This is a genomic window from Bacillus sp. PSXD-155, assembly GCF_049310765.1.
Lineage (GTDB): Bacteria > Bacillota > Bacilli > Bacillales > Bacillaceae_G > Bacillus_A > Bacillus_A cereus.
This window is the reverse complement of record NZ_JBMOWC010000009.1, coordinates 1-16,004: the sequence shown is the minus strand read 5'-3', so window position 1 is coordinate 16,004 and position 16,004 is coordinate 1. Positions and strand designations below refer to the sequence as shown.

The window sequence follows — 16,004 nt, the reverse complement described above, 5'->3', positions numbered from 1 at the left end:
GCTTTTTCTATTACATGTCCTCGTTTATAAATAATACAGTACAATCCTTGTGTTATGAGAAGATTGGGTATTATTGTATTCAACGATAAACCTCCTGCATATTCAGTGTGGAAAATAGAGTCTTATCCCTTTAGTTTTAAAATTTTGACAAAAAAGTTATAATAGAAGAAAAGTGAATGCCGTTCAAAGGGCATTTGCAGTTGAAAGAAGGGAGCATATATGGGATTTCCCAAAGAAGGAGAAAAAGTACAAATACATAGTTATAAACATAATGGCTCCATTCATAGAATGTGGGAAGAAACAACAATTTTAAAAGGGACACAGAGTCTTGTGATCGGAGCGAATGATCGTACAGTAGTTACAGAATCGGATGGCCGAACATGGATTACGCGTGAACCAGCAATTTGTTATTTTCATGCCAACTATTGGTTTAATGTGATTGGGATGCTTAGGGAAGAGGGCGTATATTATTATTGTAATTTAAGCTCCCCTTTTGCGTATGATTCTGAAGCATTAAAGTATATTGATTATGATTTAGATATTAAAGTGTATCCAGATATGACATATACGCTTCTAGATGAAGATGAGTATGAAAAACATAGTCAAATTATGCAGTATCCACCTGTTATCGATACAATTTTAAAACGAAATGTAGCACATTTAACACAGTGGATTCATCAAAGAAAAGGTCCGTTCGCACCAGACTTCGTAGATATGTGGTATGAACGATATTTAATGTACAGAAATTAAAGCAAACCTGCAGGGGGCTTCCCGGCAGGTTTGTCCTATTAGAGGGGGGATTATGTGCAGGGCATAAAAAGATATTTACAATTTGTTAAACCATATCGATGGCTTATCGCTATTACAATTATTATTGGACTAGTTAAGTTTGGTATCCCACTTATTATGCCGTGGTTATTAAAGTATATTATCGATGATGTAATTCAAGGCGGAGGTTCACTTCAAGATAAAACATCTCAATTAATAACAGCGATTGGAATTGCTTTTTTTATTTTTGCGGTATTAAGACCACCGATTGAATATTATCGTCAATATTTCGCGCAGCGTATCGCAAATACAATACTGTATGATTTGCGGAAGTATATTTTCGGTCACTTACAAAAGTTAAGTTTACGTTATTACTCCAATACAAAAACAGGAGAGATTATTTCGCGTGTCATCCATGATGTAGAACAAACGAAGGATTTTGTAATTACTGGTTTGATGAACGTCTGGTTAGATACTGCAACAATTGCTATTGCCATCATTGTTATGTTTTCTATGAATATAAAATTAACATTTGTTGCGTTATTGATTTTACCTATTTATGTAATTGCAGTGAAATATTTTTTCGGACGTCTTCGGAAATTGACGAAAGAGCGTTCACAAGCGTTAGCGACGATGCAAGGATATTTGCATGAACGTATTCAAGGAATGCAAGTGACACGTAGCTTTGCGTTAGAAGAGTATGAGGGGAAGCAGTTTGAAAAAAGAAATAATGAATTTTTAACGAAAGCATTAACCCATACAAGTTGGACGGCGAGAACATTCTCGGCAGTAAATACGTTAACAGATTTAGGTCCGTTACTTGTGATTGGTTTTGCAGCATATGAAGTAATTCAAGGGCAGTTAACGCTAGGGACGATGGTAGCTTTTGTTGGATATATGGATAGTTTATATAGTCCGCTTCGCCGCCTTGTTAATTCATCTACAACATTAACACAATCTTTTGCATCGATGGACCGTGTGTTTGAACTGTTAGATGAAAAATACGATATTGTTAATGTGCCAAATGCGGTACAAACGAAAAAATTAAATGGAGAAATTGTATTTGATAATGTTTCTTTTCGTTATAATGCAGATGAAAAAGAGATATTACACAACTTGTCATTAACTATGCAGCCTGGAGAGAAAGTAGCGCTTGTAGGAGCGAGTGGGGGAGGAAAGTCATCTCTTGCTAGTTTGATTCCGCGTTTCTATGATGTTTCTGAGGGAGCGGTTTATGTAGATGGGATAGATGTAAGAAAGTATAATATGAGAAATTTACGTAGTAATATTGGAATTGTACTGCAAGATAATTTATTGTTTAGCGATACAATTGGAGCTAATATATTATATGGAAATCCGAAAGCTACAGAGCAAGAAGTGATTGCAGCTGCCAAAGCTGCGCAAATTCATGATTTTATTATAGACTTACCAGAGGGTTATAATACTGTCGTTGGAGAACGTGGTGTAAAGCTATCGGGCGGGCAAAGACAACGTGTGGCAATTGCACGAGTGTTTCTAAAGAATCCGTCGGTACTTATATTGGATGAAGCAACTTCGGCATTGGATTTAGAAAATGAAAGGTATATTCAAGAGGCGCTTCAGACGTTAGCTGCTGACAGGACGACGATTATAATCGCACATCGATTAGCGACGATTACGCATGTTGATACGATTATTTACATTGAAGACGGTGAGATTAAAGAGACTGGTTCTCATGAAGAGTTAATGCGAAAAAGAGGATTTTATTACAATTTATATCAACTTCAACATATAACAGAAACAGCTCCTTTAGCATAAAAGGAGCTGTTTTTTTATTCGTCTTCTTTTTTATCATCGATTTGGAGTTCTTTTTCTGGTTTATGGTATGTGTAGAAGCTATCTACAAGTAAATCTAAATGCTCTACTTCTTCGCTATAGTTAATAATGGAAGAAATAAGAGGGAAGAGATGTAGCCATGTTTTATATGCTTCTTCATCGTCCTTATTTTGATATTCCATAAAGATATCAATTAATTCTTGTTTACCCGTTTCAACTTCATCAAGCATTTCAACTGATTGTTGTTTTTTTGCTTTACCAATAAATTTTAATAAAACTTGTTCATGATAATGCGTTAATGAGTCAAGTTCGTTTTGGATAGATTCCTGAAACTCTTCCGGCATGTAACGCAGTTCGTTTTCAGTACGGTGTAATGATTTTAACGTACTTAAAGCACGGCTTGTTGTCGCTAACATTTGTCTGAATAAAACGAGCTTACGAATTTTTGCGAACTTTACTTTTTTCGTGTAGCTTCTTTCTTCTTTATACAGCAAATAGTAATGGTTTAATTTGATCATTTTTTCTTTCATACGATCAATATCAGTTTTTAGCGTTGTAAAATCAGAAGCTTGCCTGCTATTCATTCGAATCCATTTTACAATTTCTTCTGTATTATCAACGATACGATGATAAAGTTTTGTTTCATATTTCGGCGGCATAAATACTAAATTTACAAGTGAAGCCGCAATAATACCAATCATAATCGTCGCAAAGCGAAGTAAGGCAAAACTAAAGAAATCTTCGCCTTGATACTCCATAATGGCGATAACTGTTACTAAAGCAATTGATATTGTGTTTTCTAATCGTAATTGCAGTGTAAGAGCAATTACTAATATACATGTTAATCCAATAATAAAAGGATTATGTCCAAAAGCAGTAGCAAATGCGATAGCAAATATCGCACCGATTACATTTGCTTGAATTTGTTCAAGTGCGGTTAAATAAGAACGGTATACAGAAGGTTGAACAGCAAAGATAGCTGAAATTCCCGCAAATACCGGACTCGGTAATTGAAGTAAAATACAAGCAAATAAAGCTAACGTGATGGCAATACCCGTTTTTAAAATGCGAGCACCAAGTTTCATACCCTTAATAAGATCCTTTCTCTTGTCATAATGAATGTACAACATGATACTATACATTCATTACAATATGTTAGCAAGTGATATTTTAGTGACGTTAAAAGAAATTAGTATTCATTTTATCGCGCTAATTGTGAACAGTAAGATTCCCGCCTCTAAATTCAGTAGCTGGATGCCGGTAAACGCTCAATTGCTGTAGGCTAATTAAAGTTTCACTTTATAATTTTTCCTAATTTCTTTTAAACATCAGTTTTTAGTAAAAAGACCTGCTGAATTTCAGCAGGTCTCAAATTGTTACTATAGATTACTATGAGAAGTGTACTTCGTCAATTTTTTCTTAATAATGAAAATTACTCATGTCACTCTGTTGAGATAGATGGATCTGCCTGTTCTTTTTTCGGGATAATTTCAAAAAACTGGTTCTGTATATCATCTAATAACGGGGTTAACAAAGCAACTTCCTCATATTGCTCATGCTCGTTTAGTACACGAATATAGTCTAGCAATAATTCAGTTACATCTTTCAAACCATTTTTACTAATTGGTTGTAATGTAACATTTGCCCCTTTTGCGATTCTTCTTTTTAAGGCCTGTTCTGTTAAGCCTAAGTTTGAATCATGACGTAAATAAACAACACCGCCAGTCATGCCGGCGCAAATCCATGGACCAGGGTCACCTAAAACAAGCGCTCGCCCATTTGTCATATATTCAAAAGCAAACCCTTTAATATTGGAGTATGCCCCTATATTTCCGTGCTCTTTTTCACGGAGTGGTTTTGTTATTCTACCTCCAATTATCATGTCTGCCCCAGAAAGGCGAATGCCAGCGCGAGCATCAGCGTTCCCTTGTACGTATAGTGCCCCTTTTTGTGCGCCATATCCAAATCCTTTTCCGACAGAACCGTTATAATATACTCCGTCTTTTCCTTTTGATTTCGTTATATAAATCCCACCACCAAAGGAAGTTTTACCAATGCCATCTTGTGCGCCGCCATTTACGTGTATAAATAAATTTTCACTATTGTAAGCACCTAACCCATTTCCGGGAATAGAACCATTCGTATACTTTAATGTAAGTGGTTCAAGTTGAGTAGCTTCATATAGTTTACTGCGAACGCGATAACATGATTCTAGACCACCCATAACGCGTTGCTCTACACCAACGCCTACTAATTCTTTTGAGTCAGCGGAATGAACTGTTTTAAATTGTTTTTCCGGTACGCCTTCTGTTGTTGTAACAGATGGATGTTCTATTATTTGTAGTAAATTACGTAAGTTTAATAAATTTTCGCCTCGAACTTGCTCTAATAAATCAGAACGCCCAACAATTGCTTGTAAATTTGTATACCCAAGCTGTCCTGTTAATCGTTTTAGTTCTATACCGAAAGTGGTGAATAAATTTAGCAGGCCAGCAACTGCGCTTTCTAATTCGCGCGGAACGAAGCGGCGTAACCCATGTTCTTTTGCTTGTGCTTCAGACTCAATTTGTGTCGCAATTCCGACATGGCAAGTATCTAGATGACACCCACGGCAAGTAGTACAGCCGATTGCAATCATTGATAGTGTGCCAAATCCAATACGATTTGCTCCGAGGAGCATGATTTTCAAGGCATCATTTACACTTCGAATACCACCATCTGCCCAAATCTCTACTTTATGTCTCATACTTGCTTCTAATAAAGCGTTGTGAGCGGCTTTAACACCAATTTCTACAGGGAGACCTACATGCTGCAATGCGTGAATACGTGCAGCACCTGTTCCGCCATCGAATCCGCTAATGTTAATAAAATCAGCGCCAGCTTTGGCGATACCGACAGCAATTGTTCCGATATTAGGAACGACAGGGACTTTCACGGCTACTTTGGCAAGTTGATTAGCTGTTTTAATTTCTGTAATCATTTGAGCTAAATCTTCAATTGAATAAATATCATGGTTATTAGAAGGTGAAATTAAATCTGAGCCGATTGTCGCATTACGTGCTTCAGCTATTTTGGCTGTCACTTTTGAACCAGGTAAATGTCCACCTTCCCCAGGCTTTGCGCCTTGACCGATCTTAATTTCAATTAAGTTTGATGAGTTTAGTAGTTCGGCATTTACTCCAAATCGTCCAGATGCCACTTGTTGTCCACGTGTATGTGGGTATTTCCCAATCATATCTTTAATTTCGCCGCCTTCACCGTTCAAGCTAATCATATTTAGCTGATCGGCCGCTTCTGCATATGCGCGAAAGGCGATTTCGTTTTGAGAACCAAATGACATAGAACTAATAATAAATGGTAAATTATGATTTTGAATGCCGATAGATACTTCTTCAGTTGGAACGACATGTTTTGTTTGTTTCGTTTGAACAAGGTGTCTGATTGCGATTGGATTATTCTCTTCTAGTTCACTTAACTTGTCACGGTAATCATCATAAGAATTTCCTTTTGCAACATCGCCAATTGCTTTCCAAATTCGCGGGAATATATGAAATGATTTTCGCATTCTAATTTTAGGATTGTTATAATCCTCTGCTCGTATTTTTGCATCTTCAGTAAGTGATTCAAGTGAAAAAGCTAAATCATTTGAACCGAAGAAATTTGTAATTTGTAATATATTTGCAATTTCTTCATGTAACCCAATAGATGAATAGAGACGTCCGTAACCACGTAACTCATGAATTCCAATTGTTGAAATGACTTTTTCTAGTCCTTTATTAAGTGCATTATACAGATTCGTAATTGGTATTTTTGTTCCATCATTTACAGTCGCGAATAATAAATATGGATTAATACTATCTGCTCCTAATCCATATAGCGTTACAATGTCATGTAAGGAGCGAAGGGCACCAGAACGTATAACGAGAGAACAATTGCGGCGTAATTTATTTTCACTTAATGCTTGATGTACTTTAGCGGTAACTAAATGTGGATCAATCCACAAGCGTTCATTTAGATGGGCTTTTGCGTCATCTAATACTAGTAGAGAAGCACCATTGTTAACAGCAGCTATCGCTTCAGAACTAATGCGGCTTAATGCACATTGCAGAGTTTCTGACGAACTGAATGTAGCAGAGATTGTGGCGATAGAGTTATGAGTCATAAATAGCTCTATGAGTTGTTCATACGTAATTGTGTGTAATTCCTCTGCAATAGGTTGTGCCACGCTGCCTTCTAAAATAATTGGTGAAAGCATTTCAACTACAAATGGCCGTTTTGCGCCGCTTAATAAACTTGGACGCTCTCCAAGTACAGTACGTGTAGAGAAGTGTTCAATTTCACGGTCACGGTCAATTGCAGGGTTTGTAACAACAGCTACACTTTCTTTAATAAAGTCAGCGATATTTCGTCTATCAGTATCGAGTGCGGCAAGTGGTGAGTCATGCCCAAGTGAGCGAATGGGCTCAACGCCTTTTGTTGCCATCTGTTCAAGGAGCTGAATATGTTCTCGGTTCCATCCGAAAGCGACGTATTGTTTCGTTTCAACTTGAACAGAATCACATAGCCCTTGGATTTTTTTCGTTTCAGGGATAGATAAATTTAAATGGTAATTGGTAGTATCAATTCGCTTTTTAAGACGGTTATATACTTGGATTTGATATTTGTCATATTCATAAAGAACAAGTTCATCTTGTTCATTCCATTTTAATCCAACCTTTTCTCCAGGGGCGAGTGGTTTTGGTTCTGCTACATATTTAGTTGGTGATACAACTCCAGGTTCAGAAGAGAAAATATAAGAGCTCTCTGTCTCTACTTTCCAGACTGGGCGTAATCCAAGGGAATCAACACTGAAAACAGCTTCATCTTTAAAACGGGAAATGATGCCAGCTGGTCCTTGTGCAAAATGTCCCCATGCTTCACGTATATACGTATATAAATCTTGTAAAGGTGTTTCATAAAGTTTAATTTCATTAATAATTGGAGGGAACAATATTTCCATTGCTTCAAATAAACTGTAGTCGTATTGAACAAGTAGAGTTTCTAAGGTGCGGTTTAAATCTTGAGAGTCACTGCCTCCAGCAGTAAGTGGTACATCAATCATTTCAGCTTGATCGCGTAATTTTGCGATTGTGTTAATTTCACCATTATGTCCGAGAATGCTAAATGGTTGTACACGAAAAAAATTAGATAATGTATTAGTAGAGTAGCGGTTATGTCCTAATGTCATAGTTGAAGCGATAAGTGGATGTTGTAAATCATTATAGTAGGCAACAAGTGTATCACCAGCACCTAGAACTTTATATACAACATGATCACGACTTAATGAAGCAACATGAATTGCTTCGTTTTCCTCTATTTTTATTGTGACAGAAAATAATGTTTGCTCAATATTTGTAATTTCGTTTTCTGCGATAAGGGCAACTTGCCAAAATAAAGGTTCTTCTTGTTTACCAAGTGGACCGAGTGCATCGGAGTTTGTTACATCATCACTTTCGAAAATGATTGTAAAATTTTTGTTGTTTAATTGCGTACGAATATAATCTTTTAAGATAGTAATGTTTTCTTTTTTATTTAGAAAAAAATGTCCAACGATAAAGTGGGGATGATCCACAATCGTTGGATTATATCCGCTACTTTTTAGTTTTTCATTCCAAATCGCTTTTGGTACATCAATGTGAATGCCGATGCCATCGCCCTCACCATTAATGAAACCAGCTCTATGATTCATTTTGACGAGTGATTGAATACAAAGGTCAATGTTTTCTTTGGTAGCAATTTTTCGTTTCTCCATAACGGAAACGATTCCACACGCATCGTGTTCTGCATTTCTATAATCTCGAAATAAAGACGGTGTCCATGTATTTTTTGTATTGAGCATCCGTCAATCCCCCCTCTTATAAAAGTTAGAATAATCTTACTATTTAAGGTGCAAATCACCTTGTACACAGAGATAGTAATGCTGTAAAAGAATATAAAACAGATAATTATGAATAATTATACTATTAATACGGGATTTATGAAATAGAAAAAAGGAAAAAAGAAAGGTGAGCTTTCTTTTTTCCTTTTAATGACGGGATTATTTATTGTCTGCTAGGGCAGCAAATGCTCTGCCGACAGCTTCGATTGTATATTCAATATCTTCTTTTGTATGTTCTGTCGTTAAGAACCATGCCTCGTATTTAGAAGGTGCTAAGTTAACTCCTTCTTGAAGCATAAGCTTGAAGAATTTACCGAACATTTCACCGTCTGTATCTTGTGCGGCATCGTAATCTTCAATTGTATTTGTTGTAAAGTATACAGTTAAAGCTCCTTTTAGACGGTTTAATGTAATGTCGATATTATGTTTCGTTGCTTGCTCTAAAATTCCTTTTTCAAGCATTGCACCAAGTTCATCTAATTTCTCATAAAGTCCTTCTTGTTGAAGCACTTCTAGACAAGCGATACCTGATGCCATAGAAGCAGGGTTTCCTGCCATTGTACCAGCTTGGTATGCAGGTCCAAGCGGAGCAACTTGTTCCATAATTTCTTTCTTACCACCGTAAGCACCGATCGGTAACCCGCCGCCAATAATTTTACCAAGCGCTGTTAAGTCAGGTGTCACACGAAGTAAGTCTTGAGCACCACCGTACATAAAGCGGAAAGCAGTAATAACTTCATCGTAAATTACTAGTGCGCCAGCTTCGTGAACAAGTTCATTCACTTTTTCAAGGAATCCTGGTTTAGGTTCTACAATACCGAAGTTTCCAACAATCGGTTCTACAAGGATAGCTGCTACTTCATGACCCCATTTATCTAACGCCTCTTTTAAAGTTTCTACATTATTAAATGGAACGGTAATAACTTCTTGTGCGATACTTTGTGGTACGCCAGCTGAGTCAGGAGTTCCTAAAGTAGAAGGACCAGATCCAGCTGCCACAAGTACTAAATCAGAATGACCGTGGTAACAACCAGCAAATTTCATGATTTTTGTGCGACCTGTATAAGCACGAGCAACACGAATCGTTGTCATCACTGCTTCTGTACCAGAGTTTACAAAACGGACTTTATCTAATGCAGGCATTGCTTCTTTTAACATTTTTGCGAATTTTACCTCTAGCGCTGTTGGTGTTCCGTAAAGTACCCCATTTTCAGCAGCTGTTGTAATTGCTTTTGTTATATGCGGATGAGCATGTCCAGTAATAATAGGACCGTATGCTGCTAAATAATCGATATATTTATTTCCGTCTACATCCCAGAAATAAGCGCCTTTCCCGCGTTCCATAGCAACAGGAGCGCCGCCGCCAACTGCTTTAAAAGAACGAGAAGGACTGTTAACACCGCCAACGATATGCTCTAAAGCTTCTTTATGTAATGCTTCTGACTTTGTGAATTTCACTACAATTCATCTCCTTACAAAAATCTATGTATTATTCTAACATGTTTTTCGAAAAGACGTATTGTTTGTGATAGCGAAGGCAGTTGGGTAAACTATTCGTTGTGACATTTAGGAGGGGGGTCCGATTATGAAATCGGTAATTGAGGTACAAGGGTTACGTAAAGAGTTTACAGCCTATTCAAGTCGTCCGGGCTTAAAGGGTGCATTTCGCGATTTATTAAATCGTAATTATAAAATAGTACCAGCAGTAAATGATGTATCTTTTACTGTAAAGCAAGGTGAAATGGTTGGTTATATCGGTGAGAACGGTGCTGGTAAATCAACAACAATTAAAATGCTTACGGGGATTTTGACTCCGACATCAGGGCAAATCACAGTAAATGGAATGAATCCACATAAACAAAGAGAAGAATTTGTAAGAACAATTGGTGTTGTCTTTGGACAGCGCTCGCAACTTTGGTGGGATATTGCAGTCCAAGAATCGTTTCGTTTATTAAAGAAAGTGTATGGTGTATCAGACGCTCAGTATAAGGAGCATATGGAGCACGTAATTGAAACGTTAGATATAGGGCCTTTATTAGATAAACCAGTTCGAAAATTATCTCTTGGTCAAAGAATGCGTTGTGAATTAGCAGCAGCCTTAATTCATAATCCACCGTTATTATTTTTAGATGAGCCAACAATTGGGTTAGATGTACTTGTGAAATTGAAAATACGTGAATTTTTAAAAGAAATGAACGAACGTTATAAAACAACAATTTTATTAACTACTCATGATATTACGGATATTGAAGCTTTATGTGAGCGTGTTATCATGCTGGATGAAGGAAATATTATGTATGACGGTTCTTTAAAAAATCTTCGTACGCAGTGGGGAGCAGAGAAGGAAATACACTTTCAGTTTGTTGCACCAGTTTCCTATCAGGCTTTATCAATGGTTATGCCAGATAATCATGTTGTTTGGTCGAAAGCGAAAGAGGAAAACGCATGGGTTGCAAAAATTCCGAATGAAGAAGTTGTTATTTCAATGCTTATTTCTAAAGTAGTACAAGCATTTCAAATTAAAGATTTAAAAATTAACGAAGTGTCTACAGAGGAAATTATTCGTAACATTTATGAAGAAGGTATTACGCATGGGTAAGTATATTGAAATGATTCGAATTCGCTTTTTAATGATGCTTGCGTATCGCACAAACTATTATAGCGGGATTTTAATTTATACAATTAATATCGGCGCATATTATTTTTTGTGGCAAGCAATTTATAGCGGAAAAGAGAATATTGAAAGTTTATCTATTTCGCAAATGACTACGTATATCGCAATCGCGTGGATGGCACGTGCGTTTTATTTTAATAATATAGATAGAGAAATTGCGATGGAAATTCAAGAAGGCCGTGTGGCTGTAGAATTAATTCGTCCTTACAACTATTTAGGTATGAAAGTTATGCAAGGTCTTGGCGAGGGGATATTCCGTTTTGCATTCTTTTCCATCCCGGGCATGGTGATCGTTACGCTATTATTTTCATTGCAAATTACAACGAATTTTCAAACGTGGTTATATTTCTTCTTATCTTTAATATTTAGTTTTATTATTAATACACAAATTAATTTAATGACGGGAATGCTTACGTTTTTCTTATTTAATAATAGTGGAATTATGTATGCAAAACGCGTTGTTATTGATTTATTTTCAGGTCTATTATTACCAATTAGTTTTTATCCGTTATGGGCCCAAAAAGCAATGATGTTTTTACCGTTTCAGGCTATTAGTTATATTCCAAGTATGATTTTTTCTGAAGGTATACAGGGGAGTAAGTTGTATGAGGCTTTAGTATTTCAAGTGATTTGGGCAATTGTACTTATTATTCCAATTGTACTCATGTGGAGAACGGCGAGAAAACGTCTAATTGTACAAGGGGGATGATGAGATGCTATATATAAACTTATTTTTACAATATGCAAGTCAATATATAAAAACGAAATTGGAGTATCGAGGCGATTTTATCGTTGGTTTACTTTCTGATTTATCGCTTCAAGCAGTTAATTTAATATTTATTCTCGTTGTATTTGGGCATACACAAGCATTGAAGGGATGGAGTCGAGAAGAGGTAATCTTTATTTATGGTTTCTTTTTAGTACCATTTGCCATCTTTTCAGCTTTCTTTAATATATGGGATTTTAATGATCGATACATTATTAAAGGGGAGATGGATCGTGTATTAACGCGACCGATCCATAGCCTATTTCAAATTATATTAGAAAGAATGGAACTTGAATCTTTAATTGGAGCCATTACAGGGATTGTTGTAATGGGATATGCAGCTGTGGAGTTACAATTATCTTTTTACTGGTATGATTTCTTCTTATTTATATTGATGGTAGGAGGAGGAGCACTTGTATATGGAGGGATATTTGTTACGCTTGCGAGCCTTGGTTTTTGGTCGGATGCGAAAAGTTCAATTATGCCCCTTATGTATAACATAGGTAATTACGGGCGCTATCCTGTTAATATTTATAATCGTGTAATTCGTTTCATTTTAACGTTTGTTTTACCGTTCGCGTTTGTTGGAGTATATCCAGCAGCATACTTTTTAAGAAAAACAGAATGGAATAGTTATGCATTCGCGACGCCACTTGTTGGTGTTATCTGTTTTACGATTGCAATCAACCTCTGGAACCAAGGAGTAAAAAGATACCGTGGCGCGGGTAATTAATTATAGAAGCTTGTTCGTTTCTAAGGGATAAATCAGTCCTCCACCTCATACATATAAAATGAGGTGGAGGACATGTTATGGGGATTTATTCTATTAATTGCAGCAATCGCTATTTTGAAAAGTGTCCAATTATTATGGAGTTCTTATTCAGATTCAACGCGTTTTTTTTCGCTGTATAATTTGGCCACATTATTTTTGATCTATACAACAGTACTGATCGCGTTTGGATTAAGTTACGTTGTATTAGAGGAAATGGGTTTCGCAGTTTTGAAAGAGGACGGAGAAAGTTTGAACGTTCATTCTTTTCAACTCGTTGAAGTTTGTTTATATTTTAGCGCAGTTACTTTATTGTCTGTTGGATATGGTGACATATCTCCGATTGGAATTGGGCGATGGATTGCAATTGCAGAAGCGCTAATTGGATATACACTCCCTTTTGCTTTTGTGATGAGGTCTGTAATAGACAATGAAAAATAAGGAAGCATTTGTTATAGTAAAGGAAAAGAGTAGGAGTGATAACAATGATTACAGTAGGAGAAATGGCACCAGAATTCACATTAGAGGGAAGTAACGGAGAAGAAGTTAGCCTAGCTGATTTTCGCGGTAAAAATGTAGTTCTCTATTTTTACCCGAAAGATATGACGCCAGGATGTACAACTGAAGCATGTGATTTTCGTGATGCGTATGGAGTATTTCAAGAGAAGGATACGGTTATTCTTGGAGTAAGTCCTGATTCAGCGAATAGACATTTGAAATTCATTGAGAAACATGAATTGCCATTTACACTTTTAGTAGATGAAGATCATAAAGTAGCAGAGTTATACGATGTTTGGAAGTTAAAAAAGAACTTTGGGAAAGAGTATATGGGAATCGAGCGTTCTACATTCCTTATTAATAAAGACGGTGAACTTGTAAAAGAGTGGCGTAAAGTGAAAGTGAAAGGACATATTGAGGATGTTCTTTCTTATATAAAATAAATCTACGTTGGAGATAAAATATGCAGAAACAAGGCAAGTGTCTATACATATTTTACTGCCTTACATAAAGTGGAAGTGTAGGGCATACCTCCTCAGATGATAGTATTCCAAGTGCGATTATGTCGCACTTTTTTCTATGTAATATATGAAGAAAAAGGGAAAGATACATAAAAACAAGTCCTGAATATAAAAATAAACCACATACTTATAGTAGAAATATTGACGATTTATAAGAAAAGGAGTACACTCTTTATAAGAATTATAAAATAATAATCCGTATAGAATCGGGGTGCATGACGGTGGTCAAAGAAGAATTAAAAGAAGCGCTAGAAATGCTGAAAAATACGGGTGTACGCATTACTCCACAGCGTCATGCTATTTTAGAGTACCTTGTGGAATCAATGACGCACCCAACAGCGGATGATATTTATAAAGCATTAGAAGGTAAGTTTCCAAATATGAGTGTTGCAACTGTCTATAATAACTTACGTGTGTTTAAAGAGGTTGGACTTGTAAAGGAATTAACTTATGGAGACGCTTCAAGTAGATTTGATTATGTTACAAGTCAACATTATCATGTGATTTGCGAAAAATGTGGTAAGATTGTTGATTTTCCTTATGGAGGCTTGGAAAAGCTGGAAGAGGAAGCTGCGAAAACGACAGGCTTCGTTATCAATAGTCATCGCTTAGAAATTTATGGCGTTTGTCCAGAGTGTCATAAGGCGTAATATATAATAAAGAAAGAGGCTGACGGCTATACGTCAGCCTCTTTCTTTATTATATAAGGATTAGCGTGAGGTTAATCGGGATTTACAGTGCTAAGTTAGTAAGAAGGGTTAGATAAAAGTTTGTCGAATTTACTTTGTATTGGTGGAAATGAATTCTTGGAGGGGACATTTTGAAGAAATATGAGATTAAAAGTGACATTCCAACATTGGAAGAATATAAATATTTATGTGATTCTGTGGGATGGACTAATTATATGAACTTTGAGGTGGTGGAAATATCACTTCAAAATTCGATTTACTGTATAACAGTCAAGGATAATAATCAAATCATCGGCATGGGCAGAATTGTTGGTGATGGGGCTATCTATTTCTATATTCAAGATATAGTGGTTCATCCAGAGTATCAAAAGAATGGTATTGGAAAGAAAATAATGAATACTTTAGTAGAATACTTAAATCAGAATGCTCCAGATAAAGCATTCATTGGTTTGTTTGCGTCGCAAGGGAAAACGTCATTCTACGAAAAATATGATTTTAAAGATTATTCGCCTAACATGACAGGGATGTTTACTGTTATTTCGAAAAAATAGGTGTAATAAATTTAATAAAACAATTAAAAAGTTGATTTCTTAATAAATCAACTTTTTAATGAGTTGAAACGTTTGTAGTGTTGCAAACTCGTATTTCCCTTGATACTTATGATTTATAACTCTTCTTGTTATACTTTTCATCAAATTCTTTTCCTTCTAGATCTCGATCTAGTGTTAAAGGTTGATTGCAGTGCATACATGCATCGACACGGCCGAGCATTTTTGTTGGCTTATCACAGCTTGGACAAATAATTTGGATAGTCTTAGTAGATAACATACCAATCCAAAAGTAAACGACAGTGCTAGCGATAACAGCTAAAAAGCCAACCATCATAAAAGTTGTCATGATAATAATGTTTTCGCGGAAAAAGACACCTAAGTATGCAATGAAGAGGCCGATAAATACTAAACTTAATGCAAAGGTCCGGATTTTATTGATTTTGTTTGAATACTTAATGCTCATTCTCACCACACTCCTATAATAATAATATAACATAAAATTTAGAATTTTCACTCTCGTGTAAATTGATAAAGAGATAAGATATGAAATGGATAGGAGAGGAGCCATGAAGAATGAATGGGTGCTATAATGATTTTTAAGTTTTTAACGGGATGTGAAATTTTTTTGTAAAAAGTATTGACCCTGTATATACTGCATGATATATTAATAACCGTCGCTGATGCGGAAACGCAGAAAACGACAAAAAAGAAATTGAAAAACTTAGTTGACATTGAAAAATGAAGATGTTAACATAAGGAAGTCGCAAATGAGCGACCAAGTAGTTCTTTGAAAACTGAACGAAACAAACAACGTGAAACGTCAATTTTTATTTTTAGATGCTAGACAAACTAACTTTATTGGAGAGTTTGATCCTGGCTCAGGATGAACGCTGGCGGCGTGCCTAATACATGCAAGTCGAGCGAATGGATTGAGAGCTTGCTCTCAAGAAGTTAGCGGCGGACGGGTGAGTAACACGTGGGTAACCTGCCCATAAGACTGGGATAACTCCGGGAAACCGGGGCTAATACCGGATAA

14 protein-coding genes and 1 rRNA gene are annotated in these 16,004 nt (G+C 36.2%); 11 read left to right on the top strand and 4 right to left on the bottom strand.

The window, feature by feature from the left end:
- Positions 1 to 219: 219 nt before the first annotated feature.
- Positions 220 to 750: a nucleoside tri-diphosphate phosphatase gene (locus tag ACO6VI_RS12575; protein WP_000506627.1), complete on the top strand. Its 531-nt coding sequence runs from the start codon at positions 220 to 222 to the stop codon at positions 748 to 750.
- Between the two features lie 54 nt (positions 751 to 804).
- A complete protein-coding gene (locus ACO6VI_RS12570; protein ID WP_053565318.1) occupies positions 805 to 2,565 on the top strand; it encodes an ABC transporter ATP-binding protein in 1,761 nt (586 codons plus the stop codon).
- A gap of 14 nt (positions 2,566 to 2,579) precedes the next feature.
- On the opposite strand, the gene ACO6VI_RS12565 is transcribed toward ACO6VI_RS12570, so the two are convergent.
- A complete protein-coding gene (locus tag ACO6VI_RS12565) occupies positions 2,580 to 3,668 on the bottom strand; it encodes an aromatic acid exporter family protein (RefSeq protein WP_000765787.1) in 1,089 nt (362 codons plus the stop codon).
- Positions 3,669 to 3,711: 43 nt separating this feature from the next.
- Here ACO6VI_RS12565 and ACO6VI_RS12560 point away from each other — a divergent pair, with 43 nt between their 5' ends.
- Positions 3,712 to 3,864, top strand: coding sequence for a hypothetical protein (locus ACO6VI_RS12560; RefSeq protein WP_153601216.1), 153 nt, complete (start codon positions 3,712 to 3,714; stop codon positions 3,862 to 3,864).
- Positions 3,865 to 4,024: 160 nt separating this feature from the next.
- Here the strand turns inward: ACO6VI_RS12560 and ACO6VI_RS12555 are convergent, their stop codons facing one another.
- Positions 4,025 to 8,461 (bottom strand): glutamate synthase-related protein, encoded by a 4,437-nt coding sequence (locus ACO6VI_RS12555; RefSeq protein ID WP_063546360.1) that lies wholly within the window; start codon positions 8,459 to 8,461, stop codon positions 4,025 to 4,027.
- Between the two features lie 198 nt (positions 8,462 to 8,659).
- The gene (gene hemL, locus ACO6VI_RS12550; RefSeq protein WP_063546362.1) at positions 8,660 to 9,958 is read right to left on the bottom strand and encodes a glutamate-1-semialdehyde-2,1-aminomutase; all 1,299 of its coding nucleotides are present in this window, start codon (positions 9,956 to 9,958) and stop codon (positions 8,660 to 8,662) included.
- A 127-nt stretch (positions 9,959 to 10,085) separates the two neighbouring features.
- On the opposite strand from hemL, the gene ACO6VI_RS12545 reads away from it, so the two are divergent.
- The 7 genes from ACO6VI_RS12545 (at position 10,086) to ACO6VI_RS12515 (ending at position 14,968) form a co-directional block, all read left to right on the top strand.
- Entirely contained in the window at positions 10,086 to 11,099 is a 1,014-nt protein-coding gene (locus tag ACO6VI_RS12545; protein WP_000843653.1) for an ABC transporter ATP-binding protein, read from the top strand.
- Positions 11,092 to 11,883 (top strand): ABC transporter permease, encoded by a 792-nt coding sequence (locus ACO6VI_RS12540; protein WP_000521519.1) that lies wholly within the window; start codon positions 11,092 to 11,094, stop codon positions 11,881 to 11,883. The genes ACO6VI_RS12545 and ACO6VI_RS12540 overlap by 8 nt, the downstream gene beginning before the upstream one ends.
- Before the next feature lie 4 nt (positions 11,884 to 11,887).
- Complete coding sequence (locus ACO6VI_RS12535) at positions 11,888 to 12,673, top strand: ABC transporter permease (RefSeq protein ID WP_000965774.1); 786 nt, start codon at positions 11,888 to 11,890, stop codon at positions 12,671 to 12,673.
- A gap of 72 nt (positions 12,674 to 12,745) precedes the next feature.
- Complete coding sequence (locus ACO6VI_RS12530; RefSeq protein ID WP_000964345.1) at positions 12,746 to 13,150, top strand: potassium channel family protein; 405 nt, start codon at positions 12,746 to 12,748, stop codon at positions 13,148 to 13,150.
- 44 nt (positions 13,151 to 13,194) lie between these two features.
- Positions 13,195 to 13,650 carry a thioredoxin-dependent thiol peroxidase gene (bcp, locus tag ACO6VI_RS12525; protein WP_000633711.1) on the top strand — a complete coding sequence of 152 codons (456 nt, stop codon included), beginning with the start codon at positions 13,195 to 13,197 and terminating at the stop codon, positions 13,648 to 13,650.
- Between the two features lie 299 nt (positions 13,651 to 13,949).
- Positions 13,950 to 14,378, top strand: a complete 429-nt coding sequence (gene perR, locus ACO6VI_RS12520) for a peroxide-responsive transcriptional repressor PerR (RefSeq protein WP_000237829.1) — start codon at positions 13,950 to 13,952, stop codon at positions 14,376 to 14,378.
- 170 nt (positions 14,379 to 14,548) lie between these two features.
- Entirely contained in the window at positions 14,549 to 14,968 is a 420-nt protein-coding gene (locus ACO6VI_RS12515) for a GNAT family N-acetyltransferase (protein WP_000759744.1), read from the top strand.
- A 106-nt stretch (positions 14,969 to 15,074) separates the two neighbouring features.
- On the opposite strand, the gene ACO6VI_RS12510 is transcribed toward ACO6VI_RS12515, so the two are convergent.
- Complete coding sequence (locus tag ACO6VI_RS12510; RefSeq protein WP_000025058.1) at positions 15,075 to 15,431, bottom strand: YgzB family protein; 357 nt, start codon at positions 15,429 to 15,431, stop codon at positions 15,075 to 15,077.
- 392 nt (positions 15,432 to 15,823) lie between these two features.
- Between ACO6VI_RS12510 and ACO6VI_RS12505 the strand changes: the two genes are divergently transcribed.
- Positions 15,824 to 16,004, top strand: a 16S ribosomal RNA gene (locus ACO6VI_RS12505); the annotation flags it as partial.

What these genes read in the sequence shown, in the direction of transcription:
- ACO6VI_RS12575 (WP_000506627.1), top strand. Translation starts at nt 220, where the DNA reads ATGGGATTTCCCAAAGAAGGAGAAAAAGTACAAATACATAGTTATAAA.
- ACO6VI_RS12565 (WP_000765787.1), bottom strand. Translation starts at nt 3,668, where the DNA reads ATGAAACTTGGTGCTCGCATTTTAAAAACGGGTATTGCCATCACGTTA.
- ACO6VI_RS12560 (WP_153601216.1), top strand. Translation starts at nt 3,712, where the DNA reads ATGATACTATACATTCATTACAATATGTTAGCAAGTGATATTTTAGTG.
- ACO6VI_RS12555 (WP_063546360.1), bottom strand. Translation starts at nt 8,461, where the DNA reads ATGCTCAATACAAAAAATACATGGACACCGTCTTTATTTCGAGATTAT.
- ACO6VI_RS12545 (WP_000843653.1), top strand. Translation starts at nt 10,086, where the DNA reads ATGAAATCGGTAATTGAGGTACAAGGGTTACGTAAAGAGTTTACAGCC.
- ACO6VI_RS12540 (WP_000521519.1), top strand. Translation starts at nt 11,092, where the DNA reads ATGGGTAAGTATATTGAAATGATTCGAATTCGCTTTTTAATGATGCTT.
- ACO6VI_RS12535 (WP_000965774.1), top strand. Translation starts at nt 11,888, where the DNA reads ATGCTATATATAAACTTATTTTTACAATATGCAAGTCAATATATAAAA.
- ACO6VI_RS12530 (WP_000964345.1), top strand. Translation starts at nt 12,746, where the DNA reads ATGTTATGGGGATTTATTCTATTAATTGCAGCAATCGCTATTTTGAAA.
- bcp (WP_000633711.1), top strand. Translation starts at nt 13,195, where the DNA reads ATGATTACAGTAGGAGAAATGGCACCAGAATTCACATTAGAGGGAAGT.
- ACO6VI_RS12510 (WP_000025058.1), bottom strand. Translation starts at nt 15,431, where the DNA reads ATGAGCATTAAGTATTCAAACAAAATCAATAAAATCCGGACCTTTGCA.